Genomic DNA, 26551 nt, shown 5'->3' with positions numbered 1-26551 from the left:
CAGGTACGCCCGGAATGATCGAGTGGTGACCGACCACACGAACGCGACCACCCACCACCACCTCGACACCGCGGTCGAGTCCGCCGTCGACGTCTTCACCGCCGAACGCCAGCCGGTCCTGACCGTGGAACCGGGCGACACGGTGACCGTCCGAACCCTGAGCGCCGCGGGCTACACGGAACGCCAGCCGGGCCCGGGCCTCGACGCCCCGACCCTGATCGACCCGCGCCGGGGGCACTGCCTGGTCGGGCCGATCGCCGTCGCGGGAGCACGTCCGGGGATGCTCCTGGCGGTGCACTTCGACGACCTCGTGCCCGACGACTGGGGCTACACGGCCTCGGGCGGGGTCGACTCACCGGTGAACCGCGCACTCGGCCTGACCGATCCGGCGTCGCGCGGCCCGCTGCTCTGGGACATCGACGTGTCCGCCGGAGTCGCCGTGAACCAGCTCGGCCTCGGGGTGCGGACGGCACCGTTCCTCGGCGTCGTCGGCGTCCCGCCCGAGCCCACCGGGGAGCACTCGACGATCCCGCCCCGCACGGTCGGCGGCGGCAACGTCGACTGCCGCGAGCTGATCGCCGGCTCGACCCTGTACCTGCCCGTGACGGTGCCGGACGCCCTGCTCCACGTCGGCGACGGGCACGCGGCCCAGGGCGACGGCGAGGTCTCCGGAACAGCGGTCGAGTGCGGCATGACCACGACGATGACCCTGACGCTCCTCGACCGGGCTCCGGTCGAGGGTGTGCACGCCGACACCCCCGCCGGACGCATCACCTTCGGCTTCGACGCGGACCTCAACGTCGCGACGGCCACGGCGCTCGACCGGATGGTCGACTGGATCGCCGGGCTGCACGGGATCGGCCGCGCCGAGGCCCTGGCGATGGCGAGCGTGGCGGTGAGCATGCGCATCACGCAGGTCGCGAACCGCACCTGGGGCGTGCACGCCCTGCTCCCGCACGACGCGATCCTGACGGACGCGCGGCACTGAGGCCGGGAGGCCCGCCCCACGCGAGCCGACCGGCGCACGCTGGGCGGGCCTCCCGTCCGACGTTCCTTCCCATCGCACCCGGCCTGGAAAGCGGAAACGGGCGTACCTGGTCGAAAGAATCGCCCAGGTACGCCCGTTTCCACCAGGTACGCCCGGAACGACCAGGTGCACCGAGCCGTCAGTGGGCGGAGTAGCCGCCGTCCACCAGGTGGTAGCTGCCCGTGATGAACGAGGCCTTGTCGCTCAGCAGGAACAGCACGAGCGCGGCGACCTCGGCGTCGGTGCCGAGCCGCTTCGAGGCGTGCTCGTCCTCGAGTGCCGCGATGGCCTCGGGCGAGAGCGACTTGCGGAGCAGCGGGGTGTCGATGAACCCGGGGCCCACGGCGTTCGTGCGGACGCCCTGCGACGAGTACTCCAGCGCGGCGACCTTGGTCAGCCCGGCGAGCGCGTGCTTCGAGGCGACGTAGGCCGCGTTCTGCGCCATGCCGACCGTGCCGAGCACCGACGCCATGTTCACGATCGCGCCACCGCCGGCAGCCACCATCGCGGGGATCTCGTAGCGCAGCCCGTAGAAGACGCCGTCCAGGTCGACCGCACGGACGCGGTCCCAGGCGGCGATGTCGTACTCGCCGATCGGCTGCGGTGCTGCGCCGATGCCGGCGTTGTTCACGGCCAGGTGCAGCGCGCCGAACGTGTCGACCGCGAACTGCACCATGCGCTCGTTGTCCGCGGCGACCGCGGAGTTCGCCTCGAACGCGCGGGCGGTGCCACCGGCCTCCACGATCGACGCGGCGACGCGCTCGGCGCCCGCCAGGTTGATGTCGGCGACGACCACCGTGGCGCCCGCCGCGGCGAGCTCCTTCGCGACGGATTCGCCGATGCCGCTGCCACCACCGGTGACGACGGCGACCTTGCCCTCGAACTCGGACATGTTCTCCTTCTCTCTCGGCAACACGTGTTGTCTAAGACCACGGTACACCCGAAATCAAGTTCGTTCGCTGAACTAATGAGATAGGCTAACGATCGATGACCGACGCCACCGACCTCCGCATCGCGGTGAACCGGCTGTCCCGCACACTCCGTGCCCAGAAGGCCGACACGAGCGTCACGGACGCGCAGTTCTCGGCCCTCGCCCGGCTGCACCGCGACGGCGCCATGACCCTGGCCGACCTGAGCCGACAGGACGGCGTGACCCCGCCCTCGATGACGAAGACCGTCGCGGTGCTGGTCGAGCGGGGCCTGGTGTCGAAGTGCGGGCACGGGGACGACCGCCGCAAGGTGCTGCTCGGTGCGACACCCGCCGGGGCCGCCTTCGTCGAGGAGACCCGACGCCGCCGCGACGGCTGGCTCACCCCCCGACTCGCAGCGCTCACCGCCGACGAGCGGAGCACCCTCGCCGACGCCACCGAGATCATGAGGAGGCTGGCCCAGCAGTGACCGCCATGTTCCGCTCCCTCGCCGGACGCAACTACCGGATCTGGTTCGCCGGGGCCCTGGTGTCGAACGTCGGCACCTGGATGCAGCGCACCGCCCAGGACTGGATCGTGCTGACCCAGCTCTCCGACGACGACGCCGTCGCGGTGGGCATCACGATGGCCCTGCAGTTCGGCCCCCAGCTGCTGCTCCTGCCGCTCACCGGGCTCGCCGCCGACCGGTTCGACCGCCGGAAGATGCTCATGCTCACCCAGGGCCTGATGGGGCTGCTCGGGCTGGGACTCGGCGTCATGGTCCTCACGCACACCGCCACCCTGCTCGCGCTGTACGGCTTCGCCCTGGCACTCGGCATCGTCGCCGCGTTCGACGCCCCGATCCGGCAGGCCTTCGTCTCCGACGTCGTGCAGGGCGAGGACGTCTCGAACGCCGTCGCCCTGAACTCCGCGTCGTTCAACGCCGCACGCCTGATCGGCCCCGCGGTCGCCGGGGTGCTCATCGCGGCGATCGGCTCCGGATGGGTGTTCGTCATCAATGCCGGGTCGTTCCTGGCGGTCCTGCTCGCACTCCGCTTCGTCGACCCCGCCCAGCTCGCCGAACGGGTCCGGGCGGGCCGCGGCAAGGGGCAGATCGTGGCCGGCTTCCGGTACGTCCGCACCCGGCCGGACATCGTCGTCGTGCTCTGCATGATCTTCGTCGTCGGCACGTTCGGCGTGAACTTCCCGATCTTCACCTCGACGATGGCGCGGGTCGAGTTCCACCAGGGCGCCGGCGAGTTCGGGCTGCTCAACTCGGTGATGGCGGTCGGCTCGGTGCTCGGCGCGCTGCTGTCCGCCCGCCGGGACAGGCCGCGGATGCGCACCCTCGTGCTCGCCGCCGGCGGGTTCGGGCTCGCGTGCACCGCCGCGGCCCTCGCCCCGACGTACTGGACCTTCGCGATCGTGCTGGTGTTCGTCGGGCTCGCGTCCCTGACCTTCATGACCACGGCGAACGCCCTGGTGCAGACCACGACGAAGCCCGCGATGCGCGGCCGCGTGATGGCGCTCTACATGGCGATCTTCGCGGGCGGCACCCCCATCGGCGCCCCGCTCGTCGGTGCCGTCGCCGACGCCTTCGGCCCACGCTGGGCGATCGTGGTCGGCGCGGCCTCGGGCTTCGTCGCACTCGGGATCGCGCTCGTCTGGCTCGTCCGGTACCAGCGGGTCCGGTTGCGCTACGACGCCGACTCACGGCTGCACCTGGCGATCACGCACGCCGTGCCGGTGGTCGGCTCACGCGCGGCGCTCCGCCGCGAGCTGGAACGCGACGAGACGCTCGCCGACCGCTCCAGCTCCGTCTGACGGACCGACGGGTCGACCTGTCCGTCGGCTGACGGCCCGTGACACACCGGCCGTCGGACGGGAGGCCCGCAACGGCGCCGCCACGGGCCTCCCGTCCGACGCCACCCCCGCCCACGGCCGCGGTCGCGAGGCACGGACCGACCCCGTTCCGGGCCCGCGCGCCGTCGGTCAGAGCACGGGTGCGGACGACGCGAAGACCCGCTCGTCGAGGGCCGCGGCGACGCGGTCGGCAGCCACCGCCAGCCGTTGCCCGACGTCGCCCGCCACGGCGAGCGCCGACTCCTCGGGGATGCCGTCGAGCAGGGCGCGGACCTCGTCGAACCCGGCGACCTCGTCCGCGACGCAGGACGGGGCGACGTCGGCCAGGCACTCGGCCGCGCGGTGCACGGTGAAGCGCAACGACCGTGGGCTGTGTGCGTCGAGGAGCAGGAAGGCGGCAGCGTCGGACGGCACCGGATGGTGGTCGCGTCCGCGCAGGAAGGCCTCGCCCGCGCCGCACGCCCGGAGCGCCGCCGTCCACGAGGTGACCGCGTCCGGCTCGAGCAGCCGCGACGCCAGCAGCCGTGCGGTGGAGGCACAGCGGGTGAGTGATCGTCCGAGGGTGAAGAACTCCCACACCTCGTCACGGCTGGCGTCCCCCTCGACCACCCCGATGGCGAGGGCACTGCGCTCCCGCACCCAGCCGAGGAACTCGTGCGCACGGTCGGGGGCGATCTTCCGGGGCATCCTCGACCGCGTCACGTCGAGGCAGTCCCAGAGCTCGCTCGAGACGACCTCGCGGGCACGGCGTGCGTGGTCGCGGGCGACGGCGACCGCTGCAGCGATGGACGCGGGCTCGTGCCGGTCGAGCGCGAGGGCGTCGACGGTGGCGGCGCGGTCCGGGTCGTTCGCGGGGCCGGTGGTCCCGATGACGCTGCGGAGCTCGGTGGACACGAGCCGGTCGTCGTCCAGGGTGCCTGGTTCTCGGCGAGCGACGTAGACGTCGAGCAACCGTGCGACGACGTCGGTGCGCTCCACCGCGCTCCCCACGTGGAAGACGTTCCCCGCGAGGCGGCTCAGCACGGCTGCTCCTGCATGTCGAGAACCTAACGAGCCGGCGTTGCCGGGGTGTTACAGAACCGCGTCACGGGTGTTGCAGTGTCCCGTCTCCGCGCTCGCTAGACAAACTAACTAGAGCATCTAGCATTGGGGCATGACGTCCGAGGTGATGACCAGCACCGCGGGGTACTGGTACGAGGACTCCGCGGTCTCCGCCGTGGACGTCCTCAACGCCCTGCGGCGGTACCGAACGGCCGAGAGCGCTGCCCAGCGCCGAGCGCGCGAGGCACTGGGGATCGGCGAGAACGCACTGCTGGCGCTCCGGTTCCTGATCGACGCCGAGCACGACGGCCGCACAGTCAACGCGAAGGACCTCGCCGAGCGGCTCGAGATCACGGCGGCGTCGACGTCGGCGCTCGTCGACCGGCTCGTCCGCAGCGGCCACGTCGAACGGCACGCCGACCCGAACGACCGCCGTGGCGTGATCCTCACCGCCACCGGCACCTCGATGCGGCACGCGCTCCGGGTCATCGAGGAGCTCGACGCCCGCGCGCTCGAGGTCACCGAGCACCTGCCGAGCAACGAGATGGCCGTGGTCGTGGACTTCCTGGACGAGATGGTCCGCGTCGTGGACGAACTCGACGCCGGGTCGGACCACTCCCGTCGCGCGTAGCCTGGACCGCATGGACCCTCGCGGCGAGCACCACCCCGAGGACGACATGCCGTTCGCCGAGCTCGACTCGCGGGCCCGTGCCGACGCCGCACTCCGACGCATCCAGGCCGGGTCCGATCCGGCCGGTGAGGCGTTCGACCTCGCCAACACCATGAACGACGAGGCCGTGGGGCGGCTCACGAAGCGCCTGCGGCGGCTGTTCCGCCGGGGCTGACCGCCCCCGTCAGAACGCGGTGCCGACCGCGGCGATGTCGTCGCCCCCGTGCCCGGCTGCGCTGGCATCGGCGTAGACGCGCCCGAGTGCCTCGAGCAGCGTGGTGGACACCCCTGCGGTCCCGGCGGCATCGGTGATGAGCCCGATGTCCTTCCGCAGGCCGTCGAGTGCGAACTGCGCGGGGAACTCGCGGGCGATCATCGCGGCACCCTTGGTGTGGGCGTAGGCGGAGTCGCTCGCACTGCCCTCGATGGCCTGCAGGAACAGCGCGGGGTCGAGCCCGAGCGCCGCCGCGAGAGCCAGGGACTGCCCGGTCGCCGCGGTGATCGACGCGATCCAGGCGTTGGCGGCGAGCTTGAGTGCGGTGCCGTCGCCGACCTGGTCGCCGGCGCGGACGGTCTTCGCGCCGATCGCGTCGAGCACGGGGTCGACACGGTCGAGCAGGTCTGCCGGGCCGGCCGCGAGCATCGTGAGCTTGCCCTGTTCGGCGGGGGCCTTCGTGCCGAGCATCATCGCCTCGACCAGGGTGATGCCGTACTTCTCGGCCAGTTGCACGACCGTCGCGGTGCCGTCGACGCCGATCGTCGAGGCCTGCACCCACACGGCGTCGGTCGGGGCGTCACCGGCGGCCTGCTCGAGGACGTCGACGACCGCATCGGTGTCGAACAGGGTGAGCAGGACGACCTCGGCGTGCTCGACGGCACTGCCCGGGTCGCTCGCCACCGTCGCGCCGCGGTCGCCCAGGGGTGCGGCCTTGTCGGCACTCCGGTTCCAGACCGTCACCTCGTGGCCGTCGCGGAGCAGTGATCCAGCCACGCCGGCGCCCATCGCACCCGTCCCCAACACCGTCACTCGCACGTGCGTCTCCGTCCTGGCGCGGCTCCGTGCCGCGACCGTCCCGACGCTACGCCCGACGCCGTCAGAGGAGCCCGCGAGCCCGCAGCCAGGCGGCCGGGTCGATCGGGGTGCCGGCCACGATGACCTCGAAGTGCAGGTGGGCGCCGGTCGAGACCCCTGTGTTGCCGACGGCCCCGAGCCACTCCCCCACGCGGAGGACCTGGCCGGGGCGGACGTCGATCGCCGACAGGTGCCCGTACCGCGTCGCGGTGCCGTCGGCGTGCCGCAGGAGGACCTGGTTGCCGTAGCCACCGAGCACACCCGCCGAGACGACCCGGCCGGGCAGCGCGGCGACGACCGGGGTCCCGATGGCCGTGGCGAAGTCGACCCCCTGGTGGTTCGACGAGCAGGCCGCGCAGCCGACGACCCAGCGGGAGCCGAAGGCTCCGGCGTCCGGGATCGCACCGGCCGTGGGGCGGACGGCTCCACCGGTCGGGCCCGAGCCACCGGGAACCCGGAGGGCTGCCGCAGCACGACCCACCGAGAAGTCGTCGCGGCCGGCGGTCGGCCCGGTCGAACCGTCGGCGACGAAGTGCTGCATGCCGGCGGATGCCGACGTGGGTTCCGGAGCGGCCGGAGCGGCGACGGCGGTCTGCGGGGAGCCGACCGCGATGAACAGGCACGTGACGGCGGTCACCGCCGCGGCGGGCAGTGTCCGCCGGGCGGGGATCCGGAAGGGCGGGAGGCGGCGGCGCGCGGGAGCGGCCGGCTGCGCGACCCGGGTCGGCTGCGCGGCCTGCGTGGGCCGAGTCGGCTGTGCGGCCCGCGTGGGCCGGATGGGCCGGATGGGCCGGATGGGCCGGGTGGAAGCCGGGGTGACGGGAGGGGGCACCGCCACCCCGGCGGCTCGGAGGGGCCGCGGCTGCGCAGCGTGCCGTGCACGGCGCAGCGGGGGCGCGGTCGGTCGGTCGGCGGTGCGGCGCTCGGCTCCGCGCGGGCGCCGGGGCAGACCGTCGTCGAGGGTCGTCATCGTGCGGTGACCGGCCCGGTCAGACGCGGACGACGCCGTCACGGGCGATCCGGTCCAGCTCGCACACGACGGCGTCGACGACCGCGCGGGTGATCGCGTCGGCGACGGTCTCGACCAGGACGAGGTGCTCGGGACGGATCGTGACCTCGGTCACGAGGGCCGATGCCACCCGCACCGGGATCTCGTCGATCGCGGCGACGAGGGCGGCCGGCACCAGCGTGGAGTCACCCGGGCGGACGGGCGCGGAAATCGGTGAGGTCGGTGCCGGGGTCACGACGGCGAGCGCCGGCGACGGGGTGGAGTGCGGCGCGTCGGCCTGATCGCGGCGCTGGGCGATGGAGTCGAAGAGCGGGGTGGAGGACATGCTGCGGATGGTCCGATCTGGATGTCGTGGCTGGTCGTTCTCGGGCGACCGGCGATGGCGGCGTGCCGAGCGGCACGTCCGCCATTCAACCATCGATATTTCAGATTTGCAATAGTGACCGGACAGTCGCGGTGGTCAGTCCGGGTCGACGGCAGCCGCGGTCGGGTCGTCCGGCTGCAGCGCACGACGGACCCGTTCCACGATCGTCGCCGGCGGGTTGTTGTAGGCGTTCGCCGGCTCCTGGCCGCTGAGCTCCTGGATCGCCGCCATCACCGCATCGGTCGCGTGGCGCCGAGCACGACCGGACGACGCCTCGCCGAAGGACGACAGGTCGATCGGCTGCCCGAACTCGATCGTCACGCGGGCGAGCTTCGGCAGCCGGGACCCGACCGGCTGCACGTCCTCGGTGCCCGTGAGCGCGACGGGCACCACGGGGGCGCCGCTCGTCAGCGCCAGCCATGCCACGCCCGTGCGGCCCTTGTAGATCCGGCCGTCGAGCGAGCGCGTGCCCTCCGGGTAGATCGCGAACGCCTCGCCCTCCTGCAGGCGTGCCAGCCCGAGGTCGAGGGCCTGCTGGGCCGCCGCACCCGCGCCACGCTCGACCCCGATGGCGCCGATGCCACCGAAGAACGCCCGCGAGACGGCTCCCTTGAGACCCGAACCCGTGAAGTACTCCTGCTTCGCCAGGAACGACACCTTGCGCGGCGCCATGAGCGTGATCGCGGGCGAGTCGATGAACGAGCGGTGGTTGCTCGCGAGGATCACCGGGCCGCGCTTCGGGACGTTCCGACGACCGATGATCTTCGGGCGCCACAGCAACCGGGCGAGCGGGGTCACCACCGCGCGACTGAGCACGGTGGCGAACTTCGTCGAACCGGACACCGGACCTCCTCGTGGTGACGAGCTACCGAGTGTAATGAGGCGCGCGGAGGGCACATGCCCGGAACGGCATGCAGTGGCGGCAGAGCGTCAGTCGGCCGCCGCGACGACGTCGAGGACCGCGCGCCCGTACCGCTCGAGCTTCGCTGCGCCGACGCCGGAGATCTCGCCGAGCTGGTCGACGTCGGCGGGGCGGACGGCGGAGATGCCCCGGAGTGTCGCGTCGTTGAACACCACGTACGCGGGGACGCCCTGCTCGCGAGCCTCGGCAGCACGCCAGGCACGAAGGGCCTCGAACAGGCCGACCGCTTCCTGCGGCATGTCGGTGACAACCGTCCGTCGACTGCTGCGGCCGGCGCGCGGCGCCTTGACCGGGTCGCGACGCATCCGCACCTGCACCTTGCCCGTCAGGACCTCGGCGCTCGTGGGACTGAGGACGACGGTGCCGAAGCCGTCGCCCGACACCGCCGCGTAGCCCTGGGCCAGCACCTGTCGGGCGACCGCCCGCCACTCGGCCTCGGACAGGTCGGCGCCGATGCCGAAGGTCGCCAGGGTGTCGTGCTGCAGCTCCTGCACGCGGGGCGACCGCTTGCCGATCAGGATGTCGACGAGGTGCGCCACGCCGTACCGCTGGCGACGCTCACGCTCGAGCCGCACGACGGTGGACAGCAGCTTCTGCGCGGGGACCGTGCCGTCCCACGACTCCGGCGGCGCGATGCACGTGTCGCAGTTGCCGCACGCCGTGCTCTCCTGCCCGAAGTACGCGAGCAGCCGCACCCGGCGGCACTCGATCGTCTCGCACAGGCTGAGCATGGCGTCGAGGTGGGCGCTGAGCTGTCGACGGTGTGCTGCGTCGCCCTCGGACTGGTCGATCATCCGCCGCTGCTGCACGACGTCGTTCAGGCCGTACGCGAGCCACGCGGTGGCCGGCAGCCCGTCACGACCCGCACGGCCCGTTTCCTGGTAGTACCCCTCGACCGACTTCGGCAGGTCGAGGTGCGCCACGAACCGGACGTCGGGCTTGTCGATGCCCATGCCGAACGCGATGGTCGCCACCATGACGACACCGTCCTCGCGCAGGAACGTCGACTGGTTGCGGGCACGCACCCGGGCGTCGAGGCCCGCGTGGTACGGCAGGGCGTTGATCCCCTGCTCGGCCAGGGCCGTCGCGGTGCGCTCGACGGAGTTGCGGGACAGGCAGTACACGATGCCGGCGTCGCCGCTGTGCTCCGTGCGGATGAAGGTGAGCAGCTGCTGCAGCGCGCCGGTCTTCGGCTCGATGCGGTACTGGATGTTCGGCCGGTCGAAGTCGGCGACGAAGTGCGCGGCGTCGTCGAGGCCGAGCCGGGCGGAGATCTCGCGGTGGGTCTGCGGCGTCGCGGTGGCGGTCAGGGCGATGCGCGGCACCGTCGGCCACCGCTCGTGCAGGACGCTCAGCTCGAGGTAGTCCGGGCGGAAGTCGTGACCCCACTGGGCGACGCAGTGTGCCTCGTCGATGGCGAACAGCGAGACGCGCGCCCGGTCGAGGAGCGCTCGGGTGGACTCGAGCCGGAGCCGTTCGGGCGCGAGGTAGAGCATGTCGACCTCGCCCTGCACCACGGCACGCTCGACCCGGGACCGTTCGTCGGGGCCCTGCGTGGAGTTGAGGAACGCGGCCCGGACCCCGTTCGCCGCCAGGGCGTCGACCTGGTCCTGCATGAGGGCGATGAGCGGCGACACCACGACCCCGACGCCGTCACGGACGAGCGAGGGCACCTGGTAGCACAGGGACTTGCCGCCACCGGTCGGCATGAGCACGAGGGCGTCGCCACCGGCCACCACCTGGTCGATGATGGCCGCCTGCTCACCACGGAAGGCGTCGTAGCCCCACACGCGGTGCAGCACGTCGAGCGCAGCGGCACGGGGTGCGGACACGGCAGCGGGAGCAGACACGGCAGCGGGCGCGGGCGTGGTGCTCATGCCACGAGCCTACGGGCGACCGGCGACACCCACCGCACTGTCCACAGCACCGTCCGTGCCGGAGTCGGCACGGTGGTCGGAACCGGCCACGTCGTCGGCGCGGGCCGGCGTGGTCGCCCAGCCCGTGCCTCCAGGCCGGGTCCAGCGAACGCCGCTCGCCCAGGCCGGGGTCACACCGCGGAACCGGGGTGCCTCGTGCCCGGCGAACCGGCGGTCCAGCTTCCGCCACCACGCCAGGAACTCGACCATGGCCCAGAACGCGAGCGACGTGCCGAGGGTGACGAGGGTCCCCTGCCACGTGCCGTTCGCGTCCGACGAGGTCAGGTCGACCTTCGACCAACCGGGCGCCTGCAGCACGAAGATCATGATGTTGTTGAAGGCGTGCTGCAGGACCGTGGCCTCGAGCCCGCCGGTCCGGAGGACGATGATCGCCGCGATCAGGCCGAACGAGCCGACGTCGAGGATGCCCCAGACGTTGTAGCCGTTCGGGATGTGCAGCACCGCGAAGACGACCGTCGAGACCGCCACGGCGATGATCGTGCCGACGCGACGCGGGATCCACGACGCGACGGTCTGCATGAGGAAGCCGCGGAAGATGTACTCCTCGGCAGCGCCCTGGAACGGGACGAGCAGGACGACGAGGACGATCGTCAGGGTGAGGGTGCCGAGGGAGACCGTCGACTGGCCGATCGCGTCGTGGTTCCAGGCGAAGCCGCCGTCGGTCGTGATCATCCCGCCGTCCCAGAACAGGCCGGTCTGGACGACGAACATGACCGCGGCGATGACGAGCGTCGGCAGCAGACACCACGCCGTCCAGGCCCACCGGACCCGGAAGCGCGTCGACGACAGGATGCCGGCCGGTCCGATCCGCGCGATCTTCACGGCGAGCAGGATCCCCGGCAGCAGGACCACGAGCGACACCAGGGTCAGCGAGAGGGTCAACGGATCGGTCGGGTCGAGGGCACCGCTCTGCAGGTCGTCGAGCAGGCCGTACAGCCCGGACGCACCCCCGACCGCGGCGACCGGGATGAAGTAGGCGACCGTGATCAGGATCTGCGACACGAGGTACCACCCCGCCAGGAACGCGAGCGCCACGAGCGGCCGCCACCACCTCCAGCGCGCGTCGATCCGGGGCAGGCGCTGGTAGGGAACACTCACGCACCGCAGGCTACCGCGCGGGGCAGGATGGGAGCCGTGCTCACCGTCCTGTTCGGCCTGTCCGGCGCGATCGTCTACGGGTTCGCCGACTTCCTGGGCGGCCTCGCCTCGCGCCGGGTCCGGCCGGTCGTCGTCGCCGCGGTGGCGGCCGCGATCGGGGTCGTCCCGTTGCTGGTCGGCCTGGTGGTCCTCGGTGGCGTGTTCTCGTGGCCGGCCGCGGTCTGGGGTGCGGTCGCGGGGCTCTCGGGCGGCGTCGGGGTGCTGCTGCTCTACGCGGCACTCGCGATCGGGCCGATGAGCGTGCTCTCCCCCGTCACCGCCGTGTTCGCAGCCGTCGTGCCGGTGCTCGTCGCGGTGCTCCGCGGCACGGTGCTGTCACCGGTGGCCACCGGGGCGCTCGTGGTCGCGGTCGTCGCGGTGGTCCTGGTCGCGGTGGTCCGGGACGCCTCGGGCGCACGGCTGACCGCCCGAGGCGTGGTCGCCGCCGCCGTCGCCGGGTGCGGCTTCGGCGGGATCGTGCTGGCCTACGACATGACGCCGTCGGACTCGGGCGTCGCACCCCTCGTGGTCGCGCGGGTGCTGCAGGCGGTGCTGCTGGGCGCGGCGGCGATCGTCGTCGTGCTCCGGACGGGAGGCCCGGTGCACGCCCCGACGGCGACGGCCCGCTCCGACGGGGCTGCCGCCGTCCGCGAGCCTCGGTCGGGTCGCGCATGGGGTCCGCGGCTGCTGGTCACCGTGGCCGTGTGCGGCGTCTTCGACGCCATGGCGAACGTCTTCATCCAGGCGGGGCTGCACAGCAGCGACGACCCGGCGACCCTGCCCGTCGTGAGTGTGCTCAACGCGCTCTACCCGATCGGCACGGTGGTGCTGGCCGGCGTGGTGCTCCGGGAACGGTTGACCGCGCAGCAGTGGATCGGCATCGTGCTGGCGTTCGTCGCGTCGGTGGCGCTGGCGCTGGCGTAGCGCGCGGCGCGGTCAGGCGTCGGGGATGAGGCGCTTGCCGAGCGAGACCGTGCGGTCGTCGGTGTAGCCGAGGGACGCGTAGAACCCGAGCACCTGCTCGTTGCCCGCACGCACCTGCAGGTTGAGCTTCGGGCAGCCGAGGTCGGTCAGGAGCCGCTCGAACTCGGCCATCAGGGTGCGACCGAGGCCGGAGCCCTGCAGGTCCGGGCGCACGGCGAGGTAGTTCACCCAGCCGCGGTGCCCGTCGAAGCCGGCCATGCCCGCGGCGACCACGTCGGTGTCGGCGGTGTCTGTGTCATCGCCGTCGGTGCCGTCCGGCTCGGCGACCAGGAAGAGCTCGGGCTGGACGGTCAGCTTGCGCTCGATGTCGCGCCGGGGGTCGTTCCAGGGGCGGACGAGCCCGCAGGATTCCCACAGTGCGACGACCGCGTCGGTGTCCTCGGTGCGGAAGGGGCGGATCCGGTACTCCATGCCCCCACGTTAACGGGGGTGGGGAGAACGTCGTCACCGGCCTGTCGTCGTGATCTGATAGACCTGTCCGACCACCCAGCCGATCAGGAGCCCCGTGACCGCACACGACACCATCCCGTCGCGCCGCAGCGCACGGGACGACGAAGCCGGCTCGCGGTCCCGGCGTTCCCCGCGCAGACGCCAGACGGTCGGCGGCGCGATCGTGTCGCTCATCGCCGAGTTGCTCATCATCGCGGGCGCCGGCACCGGCCTGTACGTCGTGTGGACGGCGTGGTGGACCGACGTGGTCGCCGTGAACGAGCAGACGAAGCTCGTGCAGGGCCTCGACCAGGTCAAGACCCCGAAGGTCGAGGGCACCGAGCACCGCGGCACCGCACCCGTGCTGGACGAACCGCCGGCGTTGTCGGACGTGTTCGGGACGATGCAGATCCCCCGGTTCGGCAACGACTACAACCGGCCGATCGGCGAGGGCACGGATCGTGAGAAGGTCCTCAACACCATCGGGCTCGGGCACTACCAGGGCACCGCGATGCCCGGTGCACCCGGCAACTTCGCCGTCGCCGGACACCGGGTCACCTACGGCAAACCCCTCAACCAGATCGCGGAGCTGAAGAAGGGCGACTCGGTCGTGGTCCGGGTCACCGACGCGAAGACGAAGTTCGACGTCTGGTACGTCTACAAGGTCACCGACAGCCAGATCGTCACGCCCGACAAGATCGAGACGATCGCGCCGGTGCCGAACAAGCCCGGCGTGGAACCGACCGCCCAGGACCGCTGGCTCACGCTGACCGCCTGCCACCCGATGTGGTCGGCGGCGGAGCGGTACGTGACGCACGCGAAGCTCGACTACTGGATGCCCGCGTCCGAGGGCACCCCGAAGGAACTCTCGGAGACGGCCAAGTGATCTTCCCCCTGGTCTGGCGGCTGCTGCCCGGCCCCACCGCCCTGAAGGTGCTCGAGCTGCTGGTCCTGCTCGCGGCGATCGTGTTCGTGCTGTTCCAGTGGGTGTTCCCGTGGATCGCAGCGGACATCCTGCCGCCGCCGGACGGCACGGTGGGGGCCACGCCGACCCCGTAGCGTCTGGTCTGGTCTGGTCAGACCGTGGTCGTCACCCGCGACCCGCCGGTCGGGGTGCGGCGCACGGCGATCCGCTCCGGGATCCGCTGCTTGAGTTCTTCGACGTGGCTGACGATCCCGACCTGTCGCCCGCCCGCGGTCAGTCGGGACAGCTGCCCGATGACGTCGTCGAGGGTCTCGGGGTCGAGTGTGCCGAACCCCTCGTCGACGAAGAGCGTGCCGAGCGACACCCCGCCGGCCTCGGCCTGCACGACGTCGGCCAGCCCGAGCGCCAGGCACAGTGACACGGTGAACGTCTCGCCGCCCGACAGGCTGCGGGGGTCACGGACGGTGTCGGTCGTGTGGTCGTGCACGGCGAGGGCGAGCCCCGTCCGTCGCGACCGTGACCCGGATTCCCGTTCGTCGGAGGTCTCGATGGTGAACCGCCCGGCGAGCATGCCGCGCAACCGGTCGTTCGCCGCCGCCACGACGTCCTCGAAGCGCCGCATGAGCACGTAGGTGCCGAGCGTGATGCCTGTCGGGTTGACCGAAGCCACGCCGTTCGCGACGTCGGCGAGCCGTACGACGGCGCGGCTGCGGGCCGAGGTCTCCTGTCGCGCACGGACGGTGCGGTCGACCTCGGTCGCACACTGCTCGACGGCCTCGGCGCGGTGCGCTGCGGTCACCGCGAGCCGGATGGCTTCGTCGAGCTCGGCCGTCGCGCGGACCCGTTCGGCCTGCGCCGCCGGCACGTCGAGCTGCTCCGGATCGTCGTCGGCGGCCTGCACCACCGCGGGGTCGTCGAGCCCTGCCCGCACGACGGCGCGTTCGGCCTCGGCTGCGCTGATGCTGCTGCGGAAGCGCGCGACGGTGTCGGGGTCGAGCAAGCCGGCGCGTGCGGCATCGACGTCGGGGAAGGCCTGCACGTCGAGGACCCGGGCCACCTCGGCGCTGCGCTCGTCGCGGGCTCGGGCCGCGGCCGCCGCACGGTCGTCGGCCTCGGCGACGGCGCGGAGCACCGTCAGCCGCCCGTCGAGCTCGTCGACCACGGCACGGAGCGAGACAGGGGCGCTGCCGTCGTCGCTGTCGAGCAGTGCTCCGAGCCGGTCGATCGCCTCGTGCACCGATCGCAGGTCGGCCTCGAGCCGCTCGGCATCGGAGGCCGCGGTTGACGCGAGCACCGTGCGCCGGGCGTCGAGATCGTTCCGCTCACGCTCGAGCGCCCGGGTCGCGGTGTCGTGCGCCGTCCGCTCGCGCTCGTGCTCCAGCACCAGCGCCGCAGCGTCGTGCGCCGCTAGGACCCGCTCGTCGGCGGCCACCGCCATCGCGTCGAGGGCGATGGTGTCGACCGTGCCGACGACGCCGGTCAGTCGGAGGTGCTCCGCACGTTCGACGGCCAGGTCGGCCGCGGCGTCGGCGAGCTGCTGGTCGGCCCGACGCGTGGCGTCGCCCGCGGACTCCACCGCTTGGATCGTCGGGTGGTCGTCCTGCGGCGCGGCCACCGACGGGTGCGCGGTCGACCCGCAGACCGGGCACGGGTCGCCGGGGGTCAGCGCGGCACCGAGCTCTCCGGCGAGCCCGGCGATCCGGCGCTCGCGCAGGGAACGTTCGGCATCGAGCGCCTCGGTGGCCCGACGGCGGGCATCGGTCACGATGCGTTCGGCATCGGCGACGCGCTGCTCGGCGCGGTCGCGCGCGGCCAGGTCGGCACGGAGCGACTGCACCCGAGCGACCTCGTGCGCGGCGGCGTCGGCGTCGGCAGCGGTCGCCGAGGCGGTCCGGGCGGCCTCGACGATCCGTGCTCGTTCCGACGGCCGTGCCTCGAGCGCGGTGTCGAGGGCGGCGAGGTCGTCGGTGAGTCGCGATGCGGTCGCGGTGGCCTCGGCGATCGCGGTGCGCCTGGCATCCGCTTCGGCCTCGACCGCGACGAGGTGCCGGACGTCGGACAGGGCGTCGGTCAGCGTGTCGCGGCGCCGGACGATCTGCTCTGCGTCGACGGCGGAGAGCGCGTGCTGGTCGCGCAGCCGGGCCGCTGCCGCGGCGGTGTCGTCCGCCCGTACGGTTGCGGCGTCGAGGCCGTCGGCCACCGCGGCGACCCGGGCGGCGCGATCGGCCGTCGCGACCGCGGCCCGTGCCTGCTCGATCGCCGGGGCGTCTTCGTCGAGGAGCGCCTGCCGCCGCAGCAGCGCCGCTCGTCGCTCGAGGGCGGCCGCACGGGCCGTCACCGATCGTTCGTGCTCGGTCGCCGCCGTCGCAGCGGCAGCCGCAGCCGTCCGGGCTGCCCCGGCTGCGTCGGCCGTCGCGCGGAGGAACGCCACCGTGTCGGGGACGACGGACTCGTCGGCATCGGCGAGGTCCGCCGCCTGCGCGAACCGGGCCAGGGCGTCGCGGACGCGGTCGTCGGCTCCCTCGACCTCGGCCTGCACGGCTCGGCGGCGAGCGGCGAGTTCGTCGGCGGTGCGGTCGTAGACCTGGGTGCCGAACAGCGACTGCAGGAGCTTCCGGCGGTCTTCACCCGGGGAGCGGAGGAACCGTGCGAACTCACCCTGCGGCAGCACCACGGTCTGCAGGAACTGCGCGCGGTCGAGCCCGACGATCCGGGCGATCTCGACCCCGACCTCGGGGATGCGGGACGACATGGGTTCGCCGGCGACGTCGGTGGGCGCGGCGAGTCGGAACAGCTGCACGGACGCCTGCTGCTTCACCGTGCCGGTCCCCCGCTGCTTCGGGCGGTCGTACTGCGGGGTGCGCCGGACCCGGAACATGCCTGCACCGGTCTCGAACACGAGCTCGACGAACGGTTCGACCGCGGGGTCGGCGTGCTGGCTGTGCAGCCGGTCGGAACTGGCGTCGGAACCGGCGAGTCCGCCGTACAGGGCGAACACGACGGCGTCGATGATCGTCGACTTGCCGGAACCGGTCGGCCCCTCGAGCAGGAAGACCCCGGACGCGGCCAGCGCCGCGAAGTCGATCGTCACGAGGTCGGGGTACGGCCCGATGGCGCGCAGTTCGAGTCGGTGCAGGTACATCAGCGGTCCCCCTCGCGCTGCAGGGCGAACGCCGCGGCCTCGTACGCCTCGGTCAGCACCGCCCGTTCGTCGTCGTCGGGCAACCCGCCGGTGGCGAAGGCCACGAAGTCGCCGGCGACCTCGACCGGGTCGGACGTGGCGGTGACGGCCCGCGCGGCGGTGGCGGCCGGCCGGTCCGCCGGCTCGTGCGTGATCGCCAGGGCGTGCGGGAAGAGGTCCTTCACGCGGGCGTACATGCGTTCCGGGTGCACGGTGTCGGTCACCGCGACGCGGACCCAGGCGTCGGCATCGGCCCGGAACTCCCCGGACTCGATGGCGTCGATGCTGCCCCGGACGTCGACGAGCCGCCGCGGCACCGGGGTCGGTACGAGCTCGACAGTGACGGCACCCACCGCGTCGAGGTCGGCGATGGTCACGGACTTCCGCTGGTGCCGCTCGCCGAACGAGAACGCCAGCGGGGACCCGGCGTACCGGATCCGGTCGTCGTCGCCGACGCGCTGCGGGCCGTGCAGGTGCCCGAGGGCGACGTAGTCGAACCCGTCGAACACGGACTCGGCCACACGGTCGACCCCGCCGACGCGGATGTCCTGCTCGCTGTCGCTCGGGTCGGCGCCCCCGACGAAGGCGTGTGCGACGACGACGCTCCGGGTGCCGGCCCGCGTCTCGAGGTCGGCGCGGATCCGTTCGGTGGCGGCGTGCACGACGGCGTGGTGTGAGCGGGCGAGGGGTTCGTCGGGGACCGCCGCCAGGGCGTACCGCGTGAGGTCGGGGTGCAGGTACGGGATGCCGTACACGGCCACCGGGCCGTCCTCGTCGGTCACGAGCACCGGATCGGCCACGTGTCCGGGCTCGGCGAGGATGCGCACGCGCTGCCCCATCACGCCGGCCCCGAAGCCGAGCCGCGCGGCGGAGTCGTGGTTGCCCGGCGTGAGGACCACCGTGGTGGTCTCGGCGAGGCGCTCGAGCACGCGGGAGAGCATGCGGACGGCGTCCACCGGCGGGATCGCGCGGTCGTAGACGTCGCCGGCGATGACGACGAGGTCGACCGCCCGTTCGCGGGCGAGGTCGACGAGCCAGTCGGTGAACGCGGCCTGGTGCTCGAGCAGGTCGGCACCCAGCAGTGTGCGGCCGAGGTGCCAGTCGCCGGTGTGCAGGATCCGCATGCGGCCACGGTAACGCCGGCCGGGGACATCCCCGGACACCTCGCGGTGCCCTGTGGACAACGGATCAGGAGTCAGTTCGCGCAGCTCAGGTTCGTGCCGACGAGCGCGGTCTGGATGCGCGCCGTCGCCGTGCTGTCGACGTGCCAGGAACCTGCCCAGTTGGTGCGGATCTTCACGATGACGACCGCACCGAGGGTCAGGATGCCGCTGCCCGTGACCCGGATCGGTGCCGTGCTGCCCGCCGGTCCGGTCGCCGCGATCGTGTTCGCGTTCGTGTTGAGCACCGAGAAGGACGTCGCGGGCGGCCCGTTGTACGCGAAGCCGATGTTGACCGAGCCGTCACCGTTCGGGGTGCAGGTCAGCGCGGTGGCGGGGGTCGCCGTGCCCGCCGAGAAGGTCGCCGTCGGTGCGACGGTGGTCCGTGACCACGGGGCCGCGTCCGCCGCTCCGGGCAGCAGGACGCCGGCGGCCGCAGCGAGCACGAGCACCGCGGCGCCCCCGCTGACGCGGCGAAGCCGCCGCACGCGACGCGCTCGTCGACGCGACGCGCGACGGGTGAGGACGGTGGACGAAGCGGTCTGGAGGCCCGTGGCGGTGCCGTCCCGCGCCTCCCGGCCGTCTTCGGCACCGTCTGCCGGACCGGCGGCGTCATCCGGACCAGCCGCGTCGTCCGGATCACCGGCTGCGCCGTCGGTGTCGTCGTCGGCCTCGACGAACCGCCGGAGCGACCCGTCGATCGTGCAGAGCGCGAGCACCGCGGTCAGGCCGAGCGCGAGCATCGCGACCAGGCCCCACTCCCCGGCGCTGATCCACCGGATCGGCGTCCCGATGAACGGGATGCGCAGGAAGGCGACGCCGTGCACGGCGGAGCGCTCGATCGGCGTGGAGTCCTGCTGGGGGTTGGCGTCGCCCTTCGTGACCATGGTGCCGCGCGGGCCGTCCTCGACGTAGCGGTGCATGCGCAGGTGGTCCGGCTGATCCGGGTCGTCGGCCAGCAGGACCTTGCCCGTCGCGATCTCGCCCGAGCCGACCGGACGCGAGACGACCACGTCACCGGGGACGATCCGCGGCTCCATCGAGCCGGTCATCACGGTGGTCGGTTGCCACCCGATGAGCGCCGGCGCGGCCGCCCAGAGCGCGAGCCCGAGCAGCGTCGCGACCACACCCCGGGCGAGGGTGGCGACGACGACGCGCCCCCAGTCGACGGCGTCACGGACCGCTGCGTGCGGTGCGGGACCACCGTGCACTGCGATGCTGCTCATGACTGCCTTCGACCGGGGGCGCGTTGCGGGGAGGGAACGGACGGGGCTGGTTCGGCCCCGGTCCCGACTCAGCTGTTCTGGGCCTCCCAGGTGAAGCCGAGGGCTGCGGTGCCGCCCTGCACGGTGTTCGGGGCGGTGCTCGAGACCGTGTAGGTGACGCGGTAGACGCGCGTCTCGGACGCGGTGCCGGTCGGGGCCCAGGTGCCGACGCCGGTCGCGTAGTTGGTCGAGGCGGCGCCGAAGCCCGCGACGGTGCCGCTGTAGAGCGAGCCACCCGTGGCGGCCGGGGTGAAACCGGAGCAGGAGCCGAAGCCGCCGCCGGTGCCCTGCTCGATGGTCAGGTTGACGTTCGCCGCCAGGTCCTTCGTGGTCGAGACGTTCGTGCCGTAGAGCTTCACGGCCGAGGGCAGCGAACCGGTCGAGGTCACCGCGATGCAGTTCGCACCGGTCGAGCCGGGCTTCAGGTTGTTCGCCGTGAACAGCGCGGTGTTGTTGTCGTCGTCGGACAGGGCGACACTGCCGGCCGTCCAGTTGTTCGTCGGGTTGACGGTGGTCGAGGAGAAGGCCGCGTACGAGGCCGTCGAGACGACGACCCCCGAGGCGACGAGGGCGGCGGGGATGGCGATCCAGGCGGCGAGGCGGGCAGCACGAGGCGTGACACGAGACATGGTTGGACTCCGTGAGGAAGAGATCTGATCGGTGGTTCGGACGGGCCCGCGGTGGTTGGTCGCGCTACGTGCCGAGGTGGTACGACGATCAAGCTACTTGGCCCTCGAGCAGCTCACAAGACCTGAGGTGTCCCCACTGATGGGGGTATCTTGACGAGTGAGTTACTTGTTGACTGAAGTTCCCAACCTGTACCCGAGAAGAGCTCCCATGACGGACACCGACCCGGTCGTCCTCCCCCCGCACGCACCTGCCGTCCCCGCGGCGCGCGTCGCCCCCACCACGCCGCCGGCACCGGTGTCGCCCGACGTCACGGCGCTCGACCCCGTCACCGCCGACACGGACCGCGACGCCGACCTGCCGCGACTGCTCACCGCCTTCCGGGTGCTCCAGACGCAGCACGCGCGCGTCCTGCACCACGAGAGCACGATCCGCGGGCTGAACGCCACGGACACCCGCTTCGTGTTCTTCCTCAGCGCCGCCGACGGCCACGGCGTGACCCCGAAGCAGGCCGGCGAGTACCTCGAACTCACCACCGGTGCGATGACGTCGCTGATCGACCGGCTCGAGAAGCACGGACACCTCGAGCGTCGCCCGAACCCGGAGGACCGCCGGAGCGTGCTGCTGCACCTCACGCCGTCGGGCACGGCGGTCGCCCACGAGGTCGGCGCCGTCTACTCCGACGCGTTCCGGCAGGTCGTCGCACCGTCGGACCGCGCCGTGGTCGCCGCCGCCTTCGAGGGGCTCGGTGCCGCCCTGGAGCGCCACCGCCGCAGCGCCGCCGTGTGACAGCGGGTGTCACGGTCCGCGCGTAGCGTGAGCGCCATGACCCCCTCTGAACTCCTCATCGAAGCGTTCTCCCGCGTCCCCGAGACGGTCGAGCGGGCCGTCGACGGGCTCTCCGAAGACCAGCTCGCGACACGACCGGCCGCCGGGGCGAACACCCTCGCGTGGCTCGCGTGGCACATCGCCCGTGGCCAGGACGTGCAGATCGCGGAGCTCGCCGGCTCCGAGCAGGTCTGGACGGCGGACGGCTGGTACGACCGGTTCGGGCTGCCGTTCCCGGCCGAGGCGCTCGGGTACGGCATGTCCCGCGACGACGTCGGGCGGGTGCGGGCCTCTGCCGAGCTGCTCACCGGGTACCTGCGCGCGGTGCACGAGCGCACGGTCGCGTACCTCGGCACGCTCGGCCCGGACGACCTCGACCCCGTCGTCGACGACGCGTGGGACCCGCCCGTGACGGCCGGCGCGCGACTCGTGAGCATCCTGGACGACTGCACGCAGCACGCCGGGCAGGCCGGCTTCGTGCGCGGGCTGCTGTTCTTCAACCGCTGAGCGCGCGCGGTCGGTCGCTCGGCCGCTTCGTGAGCAGCAATGGTCGGGTCCGACGTCGCGACCCGACCATCGGTGCTCACCATGTGACGGACGGGAGGCCCGGTACCAGCTGGTACCGTCCCTCCCGTCACGGCCGTCATGCCGCTGGCGCGTCACGCCGGTACCGGCGGGTGGGGCCCACCTCCCGTCACGGCCATCATGCCGCTGGCGCGTCACGCCGGTACCGGCGGGTGGGGCCCACCTCCCGTCCGTCGTGTGGTCGCGACTAGCGCGCGGCGAGCTCCGACACGATGCCGTCACCGGGTGCGGCCTGCACCAGGTCCGCCTCGATCTCGGCGCGCTCGAGGATGCCCTCGATCTTGCGGATGCGGCCACGCGGAACGATCGTCACGACCGTGCCCTCCTTGCCGGCACGACCCGTGCGGCCGGAGCGGTGCATGTACGCCTTGTAGTCGTCCGGGGCGTCCGCCTGCACGACGAGCGAGACGTCGTCGACGTGGATGCCGCGGGCGGCGACGTCGGTGGCGACGAGCACGTTCACCCGGCCGCTCGTGAGCAGCTGCAGGTTGCGCGTGCGGCGCGACTGGTTCAGGTCGCCGTGGAGCGAGGTCGCGCGGATGCCGGCGTCCTCGAACTGGTCGGCCAGACGCTCGGCGTAGGCGCGGGTCCGGGCGAAGACGATGGTCTTGCCGTCGCCGGCGACCAGCTCCTCGAGGAGACGGTCCTTCTCGCGCTGCTCGACCACGAGCACGCGGTGGTCGATGGTCGAGGACGCCTGGTCCTCACCCGCGACCTCGTGCACGCTCGGCTCGTGCAGGAACTGCTCGACGAGCGCCGCGACCTGGGTGTCGAGCGTCGCGCTGAACAGCAGCTTCTGCGCGCGGTTGCCCTGCGGGGTGACCTCGGCCGTGGCGGAGAGGATCTCCTGCACCGGCTCGAGGAACCCGAGGTCGCACATGTGGTCGGCCTCGTCGAGCACGGAGATGATGACCTCGCTGAGGTCGAGCTTCCCCTTGTTCATGAGGTCCTGCACACGACCGGGGGTGCCGACGATGATGTCGACGCCGCGCTCGAGCGCGCCCTCCTGACGGCCGTAGGGCACGCCGCCGTAGATCTGCGTCGTGAACAGGCCGACCGAACGCGCGATGGGCTGCACGGTGCGGTCGATCTGCAGGGCGAGCTCACGGGTCGGCGCGAGGATGAGCGCACGCGGAGCGCGGCCCATCTTGCGCTTGGTGCCGCCGCCGTGCTCCATGAGCTTCTCGACCAGCGGCGCACCGAAGGCGATGGTCTTGCCGGAGCCGGTGCGGCCGCGACCGAGGACGTCCTTGCCGGCGAGCACGTCGGGGATCGTCGCCGCCTGGATCGGGAACGGGCTCGAGGCGCCGAGCTCCTGCAGGGCGCGGGAGATGTTGCCGCCGATGCCCAGGTCGCCGAAGGTCACGCCCTCGACGTCGGCCGCGATGGTGGCCTCGGCCTGGAGCTTCTCGAGCTTGACGTCGTCGGCCGGCACGAACTTGCCGCGCTCGGGCTCGTCGAACGAGCGGCGCGGGGCGCGGTCGGTGCGGTCGTCGCGGTCGAACTTGCGCGGGGCGCGGTCGTCACGGTCGAACTTACGCGGGGCGCGGTCGTCGCGGTCGAACGAGCGACGCGGGCGGTCGTCGTTGTCACGACGGGGCGCACGGTCGTCGCGGTCGAACGAACGACGGGGGCGGTCGTCGTTGTCACGACGGGGCGCTCGGTCATCGCGGTTGAACGAGCGCGGTGCACGGTCGTCACGGTCGAAGCGACGCGAACGGTCGTCGTTGTCACGACGCGGCGCACGGTCGTCACGGTTGAAGCTGCGCGGAGCGCTGGGCCCCTGCGAGCCGGTTCCGGCGCGACGCGGAGCTTGCGGAGCGTCGGGACGGCCGTGCGAGTAGGGAGCGTCACGGTCGAAGCGACGCGGACGGTCGTCGTTGTCACGACGGGGCGCACGGTCATCGCGGTTGAACGAGCGCGGTGCACGGTCGTCACGGTCGAAGCGACGCGGTGCTCGGTCATCGCGGTCGAACGAACGACGCGGACGGTCGTCGTTGTCACGACGGGGCGCGCGGTCGTCACGATCGAAGCGACGCGGGGCGCGGTCATCACGGTTGAAGCCGCGGCCGCCACGGTCATCGCGGTCGGGGCGACGCTGCCCGCCGCTGTCACGCGGCTCCCAGTTCGGGCGGGCCGGACGCTCGCCCTGCGACGAGCGGCCGCGACGCTCCTCGGCATCCCAGCGCTGCTTCTGGCGGGGCTGCGACGGGTCGGCGGCGCGGAACCCGCGGTGCTTGCTGCTGCGGGCGGCGGGGGTGCCGTTCGGGTGGCGGACGCGGTCGGAGGCGCGGTTGTCCGCGCCGCCCTTGTTGTACGGGGCCATGGCTGCTTTCTCGGGTGCGCAACGTACCGCAGCGCCCGACAGCGACATCGGCGGGGGCTGCTTGCGGAGAGGGGGTTCATCCCGTCGCGAGTCGACGTGATTCCAGCCCTCGAGCAACACACACCCAGCAGAATTTCCGTGATCACAATGTCACGACGTCGAAGGCCGACCGAGCGAGTCTACGCGAGCCGGTGCCCTGACGCCAGCCCCGCGCGGTCCGGCGGCGGCGTGCCGGGCGCGGGACGGGCCTCCAGTCCGGTGGTCGCGCGCTCAGGACTCCGCGAGCCGACGACGCTGCTCGGCGACGTCGAAGTCGGCCTTCGGCCAGGACAGCTGCATGTCCTCCAGCGCCCGGAGCAGGAGCTGCTGCACGGCGAGGCGGGCGTACCACTTGCGGTTCGCGGGCACCACGTACCAGGGAGCCTGCGGGGTCGAGGTGCGGTCGAGGGCGATCTGGTACGCCTGCTGGTAGCGGTCCCAGAGCAGGCGGTCGTCGATGTCGGCCGGGTTGAACTTCCAGTGTTTGTCGGGGCGGTCGAGCCGGTCGCCGAGGCGCTCGCGCTGTTCGTCCTTCGAGATGTGCAGCATCACCTTGACGATGGTCGTGTCGGCGGCGGCGAGGCCGTCCTCGAAGGCGGTGATCGCGCCGTACCGGCGTTCGATCTCGTCCGGTGCGGCGAGCCCACGGACCCGTTGTGCGAGCACGTCCTCGTAGTGCGAGCGGTCGAACACGCCGAGCTGTCCGGCCGCGGGGAGCTGTCGTTCGATGCGCCAGAGGAAGTCGTGCTCGCGCTCCTCGGCCGTCGGGGCCTTGAAGCCGGCGTAGCGCACCCCGTTCGGGTCGACCGCACCGACGACGTGCGAGACGATGCCGCCCTTGCCCGCGGTGTCCATGGCCTGCAGTACGAGCAGCACCCGGCGCTCGTCACCGGCGGTCGACGCCGCGTACAGGCGCTCCTGCAGGGCGGCGAGACGGGAGGCGCCGGCGGCGAGGGCTTCGAGGCCGTCGATCTTGCGACCGGGGAAGCCCGGGGTGTCGTCCGGGTCCACCTGGTCGAGGCGGAACCCGGGTTCGACGCGGAGCAGTGGTTCGGGATCGGCGTTCCAGGCCTTGCGACTGCTCACGGGTCCTCCTGCGGTGCTCCGGTCGGCGGCTGCCGTGCTCATCCTCGCACTGCCGCTGATCGTCCGCTCGGGTGACGTGGGCGGCCGCCGGTGCGGCTAGCGTTGACGTGATGAAGTCCGGCCGCCGCTCAGTGCTCGCGCTCGTCGCCGCGGTCGTGGCGCTCGGCGCGATGGCGTCCTGCAGCACGGACCCGGTCGGCGACGAGAACGCCACGGTGACCGCGGACAGCATCATCTACCCGCTGTCGCTGCGGTACCACGGCATCGACGTGGTGGCGGACGTGCCCTACGGCACCGATCCGCTGCAGCGCCTCGACGTGTGCCTGCCGGCCGACAGCGACCCCGCGACGACGGCGACCCCCACCGCGACGCCGTCGGCCACCGCCGACCCCGATGCCCGAGCGGTCGGGGCCACCACCGGACGCCCGGCGGTCCTGATGATCCACGGCGGCAGCTGGTCGCACGGTGACAAGGCGACCGCCGCCTACCGGTCCGTGTGCAAGTACCTGGCATCCGAGGGCTTCGTGACGTTCAACGTCGACTACCGCCTGGCGCCGACCGACCCGTTCCCGGCCGGGCTCGACGACGTCCGCCGTGCGCTCGACTACGTGTTCCGTCCGGCGACGCTCGAGACCTACGACGTCGACTCCCAGCGCGTGGGCGTGTTCGGCGGGAGCGCCGGCGGCAACCTCGCCGCGATGCTCGCGGTCACCGACCACGACTCCGCCGCGTACGCCGACGGCGACCGGATCCGTGCCGTGGTCGACCTGAGCGGGCCGACGAACCTGACCACCCGGTCCACCGAGCCCGACGGGGTCTCGGCGGCCTTCCAGCGCAAGCAGCTGCTCTACCTGGGGTGCCGGTCGTACGCCAGGTGCCCGGCGGCCACCCGGGCGTCGCCGGAGTTCCACGTCACCTCGGACACCGCTCCGTTCTTCATCGGGCACTCCACCGACGAGTTCATCCCGATGTGGGAGTCGCAGGAGTTCGCCGCGACGCTCCGGTCCCACGACGTCCCGGTGACGTTCGTGGCGGTCGAGGGCACGGCACACTCGATCGCCCAGCTCGACGAGGCGATGAGCCGCCGCGTGGCCACGTTCCTGCGGACGCAGCTGGGCTGACCGCGCGAGCTGACCGGCTGACCACGCGAGCTGACCGGCTGGCCT

At 72.6% G+C, this 26551-nt stretch carries 26 protein-coding genes; 11 read left to right on the top strand and 15 right to left on the bottom strand.

Going from position 1 to position 26551, the window contains the following annotated elements:
- The first annotated feature begins 25 nt into the window (after positions 1–25).
- The gene (locus tag DEJ30_RS02460) at positions 26–988 is read left to right on the top strand and encodes an acetamidase/formamidase family protein (protein ID WP_110858949.1); all 963 of its coding nucleotides are present in this window, start codon (positions 26–28) and stop codon (positions 986–988) included.
- A gap of 178 nt (positions 989–1166) precedes the next feature.
- Here the strand turns inward: DEJ30_RS02460 and DEJ30_RS02455 are convergent, their stop codons facing one another.
- Entirely contained in the window at positions 1167–1919 is a 753-nt protein-coding gene (locus DEJ30_RS02455; RefSeq protein WP_071406021.1) for an SDR family NAD(P)-dependent oxidoreductase, read from the bottom strand.
- A 95-nt stretch (positions 1920–2014) separates the two neighbouring features.
- Between DEJ30_RS02455 and DEJ30_RS02450 the strand changes: the two genes are divergently transcribed.
- A complete protein-coding gene (locus DEJ30_RS02450) occupies positions 2015–2425 on the top strand; it encodes a MarR family winged helix-turn-helix transcriptional regulator (RefSeq protein ID WP_110858879.1) in 411 nt (136 codons plus the stop codon).
- Positions 2422–3759 carry an MFS transporter gene (locus tag DEJ30_RS02445; protein WP_181419961.1) on the top strand — a complete coding sequence of 446 codons (1338 nt, stop codon included), beginning with the start codon at positions 2422–2424 and terminating at the stop codon, positions 3757–3759. Before DEJ30_RS02450 ends, DEJ30_RS02445 begins: the two co-directional genes overlap by 4 nt.
- 168 nt (positions 3760–3927) lie before the next feature.
- Here the strand turns inward: DEJ30_RS02445 and DEJ30_RS02440 are convergent, their stop codons facing one another.
- Positions 3928–4821: an alpha-E domain-containing protein gene (locus DEJ30_RS02440; RefSeq protein ID WP_110858878.1), complete on the bottom strand. Its 894-nt coding sequence runs from the start codon at positions 4819–4821 to the stop codon at positions 3928–3930.
- A gap of 130 nt (positions 4822–4951) precedes the next feature.
- On the opposite strand from DEJ30_RS02440, the gene DEJ30_RS02435 reads away from it, so the two are divergent.
- Both DEJ30_RS02435 and DEJ30_RS02430 read left to right on the top strand, forming a co-directional pair.
- Entirely contained in the window at positions 4952–5470 is a 519-nt protein-coding gene (locus DEJ30_RS02435) for a MarR family winged helix-turn-helix transcriptional regulator (protein ID WP_110858877.1), read from the top strand.
- 10 nt (positions 5471–5480) lie between these two features.
- The gene (locus tag DEJ30_RS02430) at positions 5481–5684 is read left to right on the top strand and encodes a hypothetical protein (RefSeq protein ID WP_110858876.1); all 204 of its coding nucleotides are present in this window, start codon (positions 5481–5483) and stop codon (positions 5682–5684) included.
- A 9-nt stretch (positions 5685–5693) separates the two neighbouring features.
- Here DEJ30_RS02430 and DEJ30_RS02425 read toward each other — a convergent pair whose 3' ends face one another.
- The 6 genes from DEJ30_RS02425 to DEJ30_RS02400 all read right to left on the bottom strand — a co-directional run bounded on the left by DEJ30_RS02425 (position 5694) and on the right by DEJ30_RS02400 (position 11911).
- Positions 5694–6530, bottom strand: a complete 837-nt coding sequence (locus DEJ30_RS02425; protein WP_258369785.1) for an NAD(P)-dependent oxidoreductase — start codon at positions 6528–6530, stop codon at positions 5694–5696.
- 73 nt (positions 6531–6603) lie between these two features.
- A complete protein-coding gene (locus tag DEJ30_RS02420) occupies positions 6604–7218 on the bottom strand; it encodes a M23 family metallopeptidase (protein WP_220032914.1) in 615 nt (204 codons plus the stop codon).
- 352 nt (positions 7219–7570) lie between these two features.
- The gene (locus tag DEJ30_RS02415; protein ID WP_110858874.1) at positions 7571–7915 is read right to left on the bottom strand and encodes a hypothetical protein; all 345 of its coding nucleotides are present in this window, start codon (positions 7913–7915) and stop codon (positions 7571–7573) included.
- Positions 7916–8050: 135 nt separating this feature from the next.
- Positions 8051–8797, bottom strand: a complete 747-nt coding sequence (locus tag DEJ30_RS02410) for a 1-acyl-sn-glycerol-3-phosphate acyltransferase (RefSeq protein WP_027465061.1) — start codon at positions 8795–8797, stop codon at positions 8051–8053.
- Between the two features lie 87 nt (positions 8798–8884).
- Positions 8885–10753, bottom strand: coding sequence for a DNA helicase RecQ (gene recQ / locus DEJ30_RS02405; protein ID WP_110858873.1), 1869 nt, complete (start codon positions 10751–10753; stop codon positions 8885–8887).
- Between the two features lie 9 nt (positions 10754–10762).
- On the bottom strand, positions 10763–11911 hold the full coding sequence (locus tag DEJ30_RS02400) for a CPBP family intramembrane glutamic endopeptidase (protein ID WP_146238483.1): 1149 nt from the start codon (positions 11909–11911) through the stop codon (positions 10763–10765).
- Positions 11912–11947: 36 nt separating this feature from the next.
- On the opposite strand from DEJ30_RS02400, the gene DEJ30_RS02395 reads away from it, so the two are divergent.
- A complete protein-coding gene (locus DEJ30_RS02395; RefSeq protein ID WP_146238482.1) occupies positions 11948–12874 on the top strand; it encodes an EamA family transporter in 927 nt (308 codons plus the stop codon).
- Positions 12875–12886: 12 nt separating this feature from the next.
- Here the strand turns inward: DEJ30_RS02395 and DEJ30_RS02390 are convergent, their stop codons facing one another.
- Complete coding sequence (locus DEJ30_RS02390; protein WP_110858870.1) at positions 12887–13345, bottom strand: GNAT family acetyltransferase; 459 nt, start codon at positions 13343–13345, stop codon at positions 12887–12889.
- A 94-nt stretch (positions 13346–13439) separates the two neighbouring features.
- Between DEJ30_RS02390 and DEJ30_RS02385 the strand changes: the two genes are divergently transcribed.
- Together DEJ30_RS02385 and DEJ30_RS18025 are read left to right on the top strand one after the other, a co-directional pair.
- Positions 13440–14249, top strand: a complete 810-nt coding sequence (locus tag DEJ30_RS02385) for a class E sortase (RefSeq protein ID WP_258369776.1) — start codon at positions 13440–13442, stop codon at positions 14247–14249.
- Complete coding sequence (locus tag DEJ30_RS18025) at positions 14246–14422, top strand: hypothetical protein (RefSeq protein ID WP_181419972.1); 177 nt, start codon at positions 14246–14248, stop codon at positions 14420–14422. Before DEJ30_RS02385 ends, DEJ30_RS18025 begins: the two co-directional genes overlap by 4 nt.
- A gap of 17 nt (positions 14423–14439) precedes the next feature.
- On the opposite strand, the gene DEJ30_RS02380 is transcribed toward DEJ30_RS18025, so the two are convergent.
- The 4 genes from DEJ30_RS02380 to DEJ30_RS02365 all read right to left on the bottom strand — a co-directional run bounded on the left by DEJ30_RS02380 (position 14440) and on the right by DEJ30_RS02365 (position 20523).
- Positions 14440–17430, bottom strand: a complete 2991-nt coding sequence (locus tag DEJ30_RS02380) for an AAA family ATPase (protein WP_110858869.1) — start codon at positions 17428–17430, stop codon at positions 14440–14442.
- Positions 17430–18593 (bottom strand): exonuclease SbcCD subunit D, encoded by a 1164-nt coding sequence (locus DEJ30_RS02375; protein WP_110858868.1) that lies wholly within the window; start codon positions 18591–18593, stop codon positions 17430–17432. The genes DEJ30_RS02380 and DEJ30_RS02375 overlap by 1 nt, the downstream gene beginning before the upstream one ends.
- A 71-nt stretch (positions 18594–18664) precedes the next feature.
- The gene (locus DEJ30_RS02370) at positions 18665–19855 is read right to left on the bottom strand and encodes a S24/S26 family peptidase (RefSeq protein WP_110858867.1); all 1191 of its coding nucleotides are present in this window, start codon (positions 19853–19855) and stop codon (positions 18665–18667) included.
- 68 nt (positions 19856–19923) lie between these two features.
- A complete protein-coding gene (locus tag DEJ30_RS02365; protein WP_110858866.1) occupies positions 19924–20523 on the bottom strand; it encodes a hypothetical protein in 600 nt (199 codons plus the stop codon).
- 208 nt (positions 20524–20731) lie between these two features.
- Between DEJ30_RS02365 and DEJ30_RS02360 the strand changes: the two genes are divergently transcribed.
- The gene (locus DEJ30_RS02360) at positions 20732–21310 is read left to right on the top strand and encodes a MarR family winged helix-turn-helix transcriptional regulator (RefSeq protein ID WP_110858865.1); all 579 of its coding nucleotides are present in this window, start codon (positions 20732–20734) and stop codon (positions 21308–21310) included.
- A 36-nt stretch (positions 21311–21346) separates the two neighbouring features.
- Positions 21347–21856 carry a DinB family protein gene (locus tag DEJ30_RS02355; protein WP_110858864.1) on the top strand — a complete coding sequence of 170 codons (510 nt, stop codon included), beginning with the start codon at positions 21347–21349 and terminating at the stop codon, positions 21854–21856.
- A gap of 265 nt (positions 21857–22121) precedes the next feature.
- Here DEJ30_RS02355 and DEJ30_RS02350 read toward each other — a convergent pair whose 3' ends face one another.
- On the bottom strand, positions 22122–24260 hold the full coding sequence (locus DEJ30_RS02350; protein WP_110858863.1) for a DEAD/DEAH box helicase: 2139 nt from the start codon (positions 24258–24260) through the stop codon (positions 22122–22124).
- A gap of 270 nt (positions 24261–24530) precedes the next feature.
- On the bottom strand, positions 24531–25385 hold the full coding sequence (locus DEJ30_RS02345) for a PPK2 family polyphosphate kinase (RefSeq protein WP_181419960.1): 855 nt from the start codon (positions 25383–25385) through the stop codon (positions 24531–24533).
- A 110-nt stretch (positions 25386–25495) separates the two neighbouring features.
- On the opposite strand from DEJ30_RS02345, the gene DEJ30_RS02340 reads away from it, so the two are divergent.
- Positions 25496–26506: an alpha/beta hydrolase gene (locus DEJ30_RS02340; protein ID WP_110858862.1), complete on the top strand. Its 1011-nt coding sequence runs from the start codon at positions 25496–25498 to the stop codon at positions 26504–26506.
- Positions 26507–26551 lie beyond the last annotated feature (45 nt).

The sequence above is a fragment of the Curtobacterium sp. MCPF17_003 genome, from assembly GCF_003224385.1.
GTDB lineage: Bacteria > Actinomycetota > Actinomycetes > Actinomycetales > Microbacteriaceae > Curtobacterium > Curtobacterium flaccumfaciens.
Note: the sequence above shows the minus strand (reverse complement) of the source record. Positions and strands in the feature narration are given on the sequence as shown.

What these genes read in the sequence shown, in the direction of transcription:
- recQ (WP_110858873.1), bottom strand. Translation starts at nt 10,753, where the DNA reads ATGAGCACCACGCCCGCGCCCGCTGCCGTGTCTGCTCCCGCTGCCGTG.
- DEJ30_RS02340 (WP_110858862.1), top strand. Translation starts at nt 25,496, where the DNA reads ATGAAGTCCGGCCGCCGCTCAGTGCTCGCGCTCGTCGCCGCGGTCGTG.
- DEJ30_RS02360 (WP_110858865.1), top strand. Translation starts at nt 20,732, where the DNA reads ATGACGGACACCGACCCGGTCGTCCTCCCCCCGCACGCACCTGCCGTC.
- DEJ30_RS02390 (WP_110858870.1), bottom strand. Translation starts at nt 13,345, where the DNA reads ATGGAGTACCGGATCCGCCCCTTCCGCACCGAGGACACCGACGCGGTC.
- DEJ30_RS02380 (WP_110858869.1), bottom strand. Translation starts at nt 17,430, where the DNA reads ATGTACCTGCACCGACTCGAACTGCGCGCCATCGGGCCGTACCCCGAC.
- DEJ30_RS02435 (WP_110858877.1), top strand. Translation starts at nt 4,952, where the DNA reads ATGACGTCCGAGGTGATGACCAGCACCGCGGGGTACTGGTACGAGGAC.
- DEJ30_RS02370 (WP_110858867.1), bottom strand. Translation starts at nt 19,855, where the DNA reads ATGAGCAGCATCGCAGTGCACGGTGGTCCCGCACCGCACGCAGCGGTC.
- DEJ30_RS02350 (WP_110858863.1), bottom strand. Translation starts at nt 24,260, where the DNA reads ATGGCCCCGTACAACAAGGGCGGCGCGGACAACCGCGCCTCCGACCGC.
- DEJ30_RS02375 (WP_110858868.1), bottom strand. Translation starts at nt 18,593, where the DNA reads ATGCGGATCCTGCACACCGGCGACTGGCACCTCGGCCGCACACTGCTG.
- DEJ30_RS02455 (WP_071406021.1), bottom strand. Translation starts at nt 1,919, where the DNA reads ATGTCCGAGTTCGAGGGCAAGGTCGCCGTCGTCACCGGTGGTGGCAGC.
- DEJ30_RS02365 (WP_110858866.1), bottom strand. Translation starts at nt 20,523, where the DNA reads ATGTCTCGTGTCACGCCTCGTGCTGCCCGCCTCGCCGCCTGGATCGCC.
- DEJ30_RS02450 (WP_110858879.1), top strand. Translation starts at nt 2,015, where the DNA reads ATGACCGACGCCACCGACCTCCGCATCGCGGTGAACCGGCTGTCCCGC.
- DEJ30_RS02415 (WP_110858874.1), bottom strand. Translation starts at nt 7,915, where the DNA reads ATGTCCTCCACCCCGCTCTTCGACTCCATCGCCCAGCGCCGCGATCAG.
- DEJ30_RS02355 (WP_110858864.1), top strand. Translation starts at nt 21,347, where the DNA reads ATGACCCCCTCTGAACTCCTCATCGAAGCGTTCTCCCGCGTCCCCGAG.
- DEJ30_RS02430 (WP_110858876.1), top strand. Translation starts at nt 5,481, where the DNA reads ATGGACCCTCGCGGCGAGCACCACCCCGAGGACGACATGCCGTTCGCC.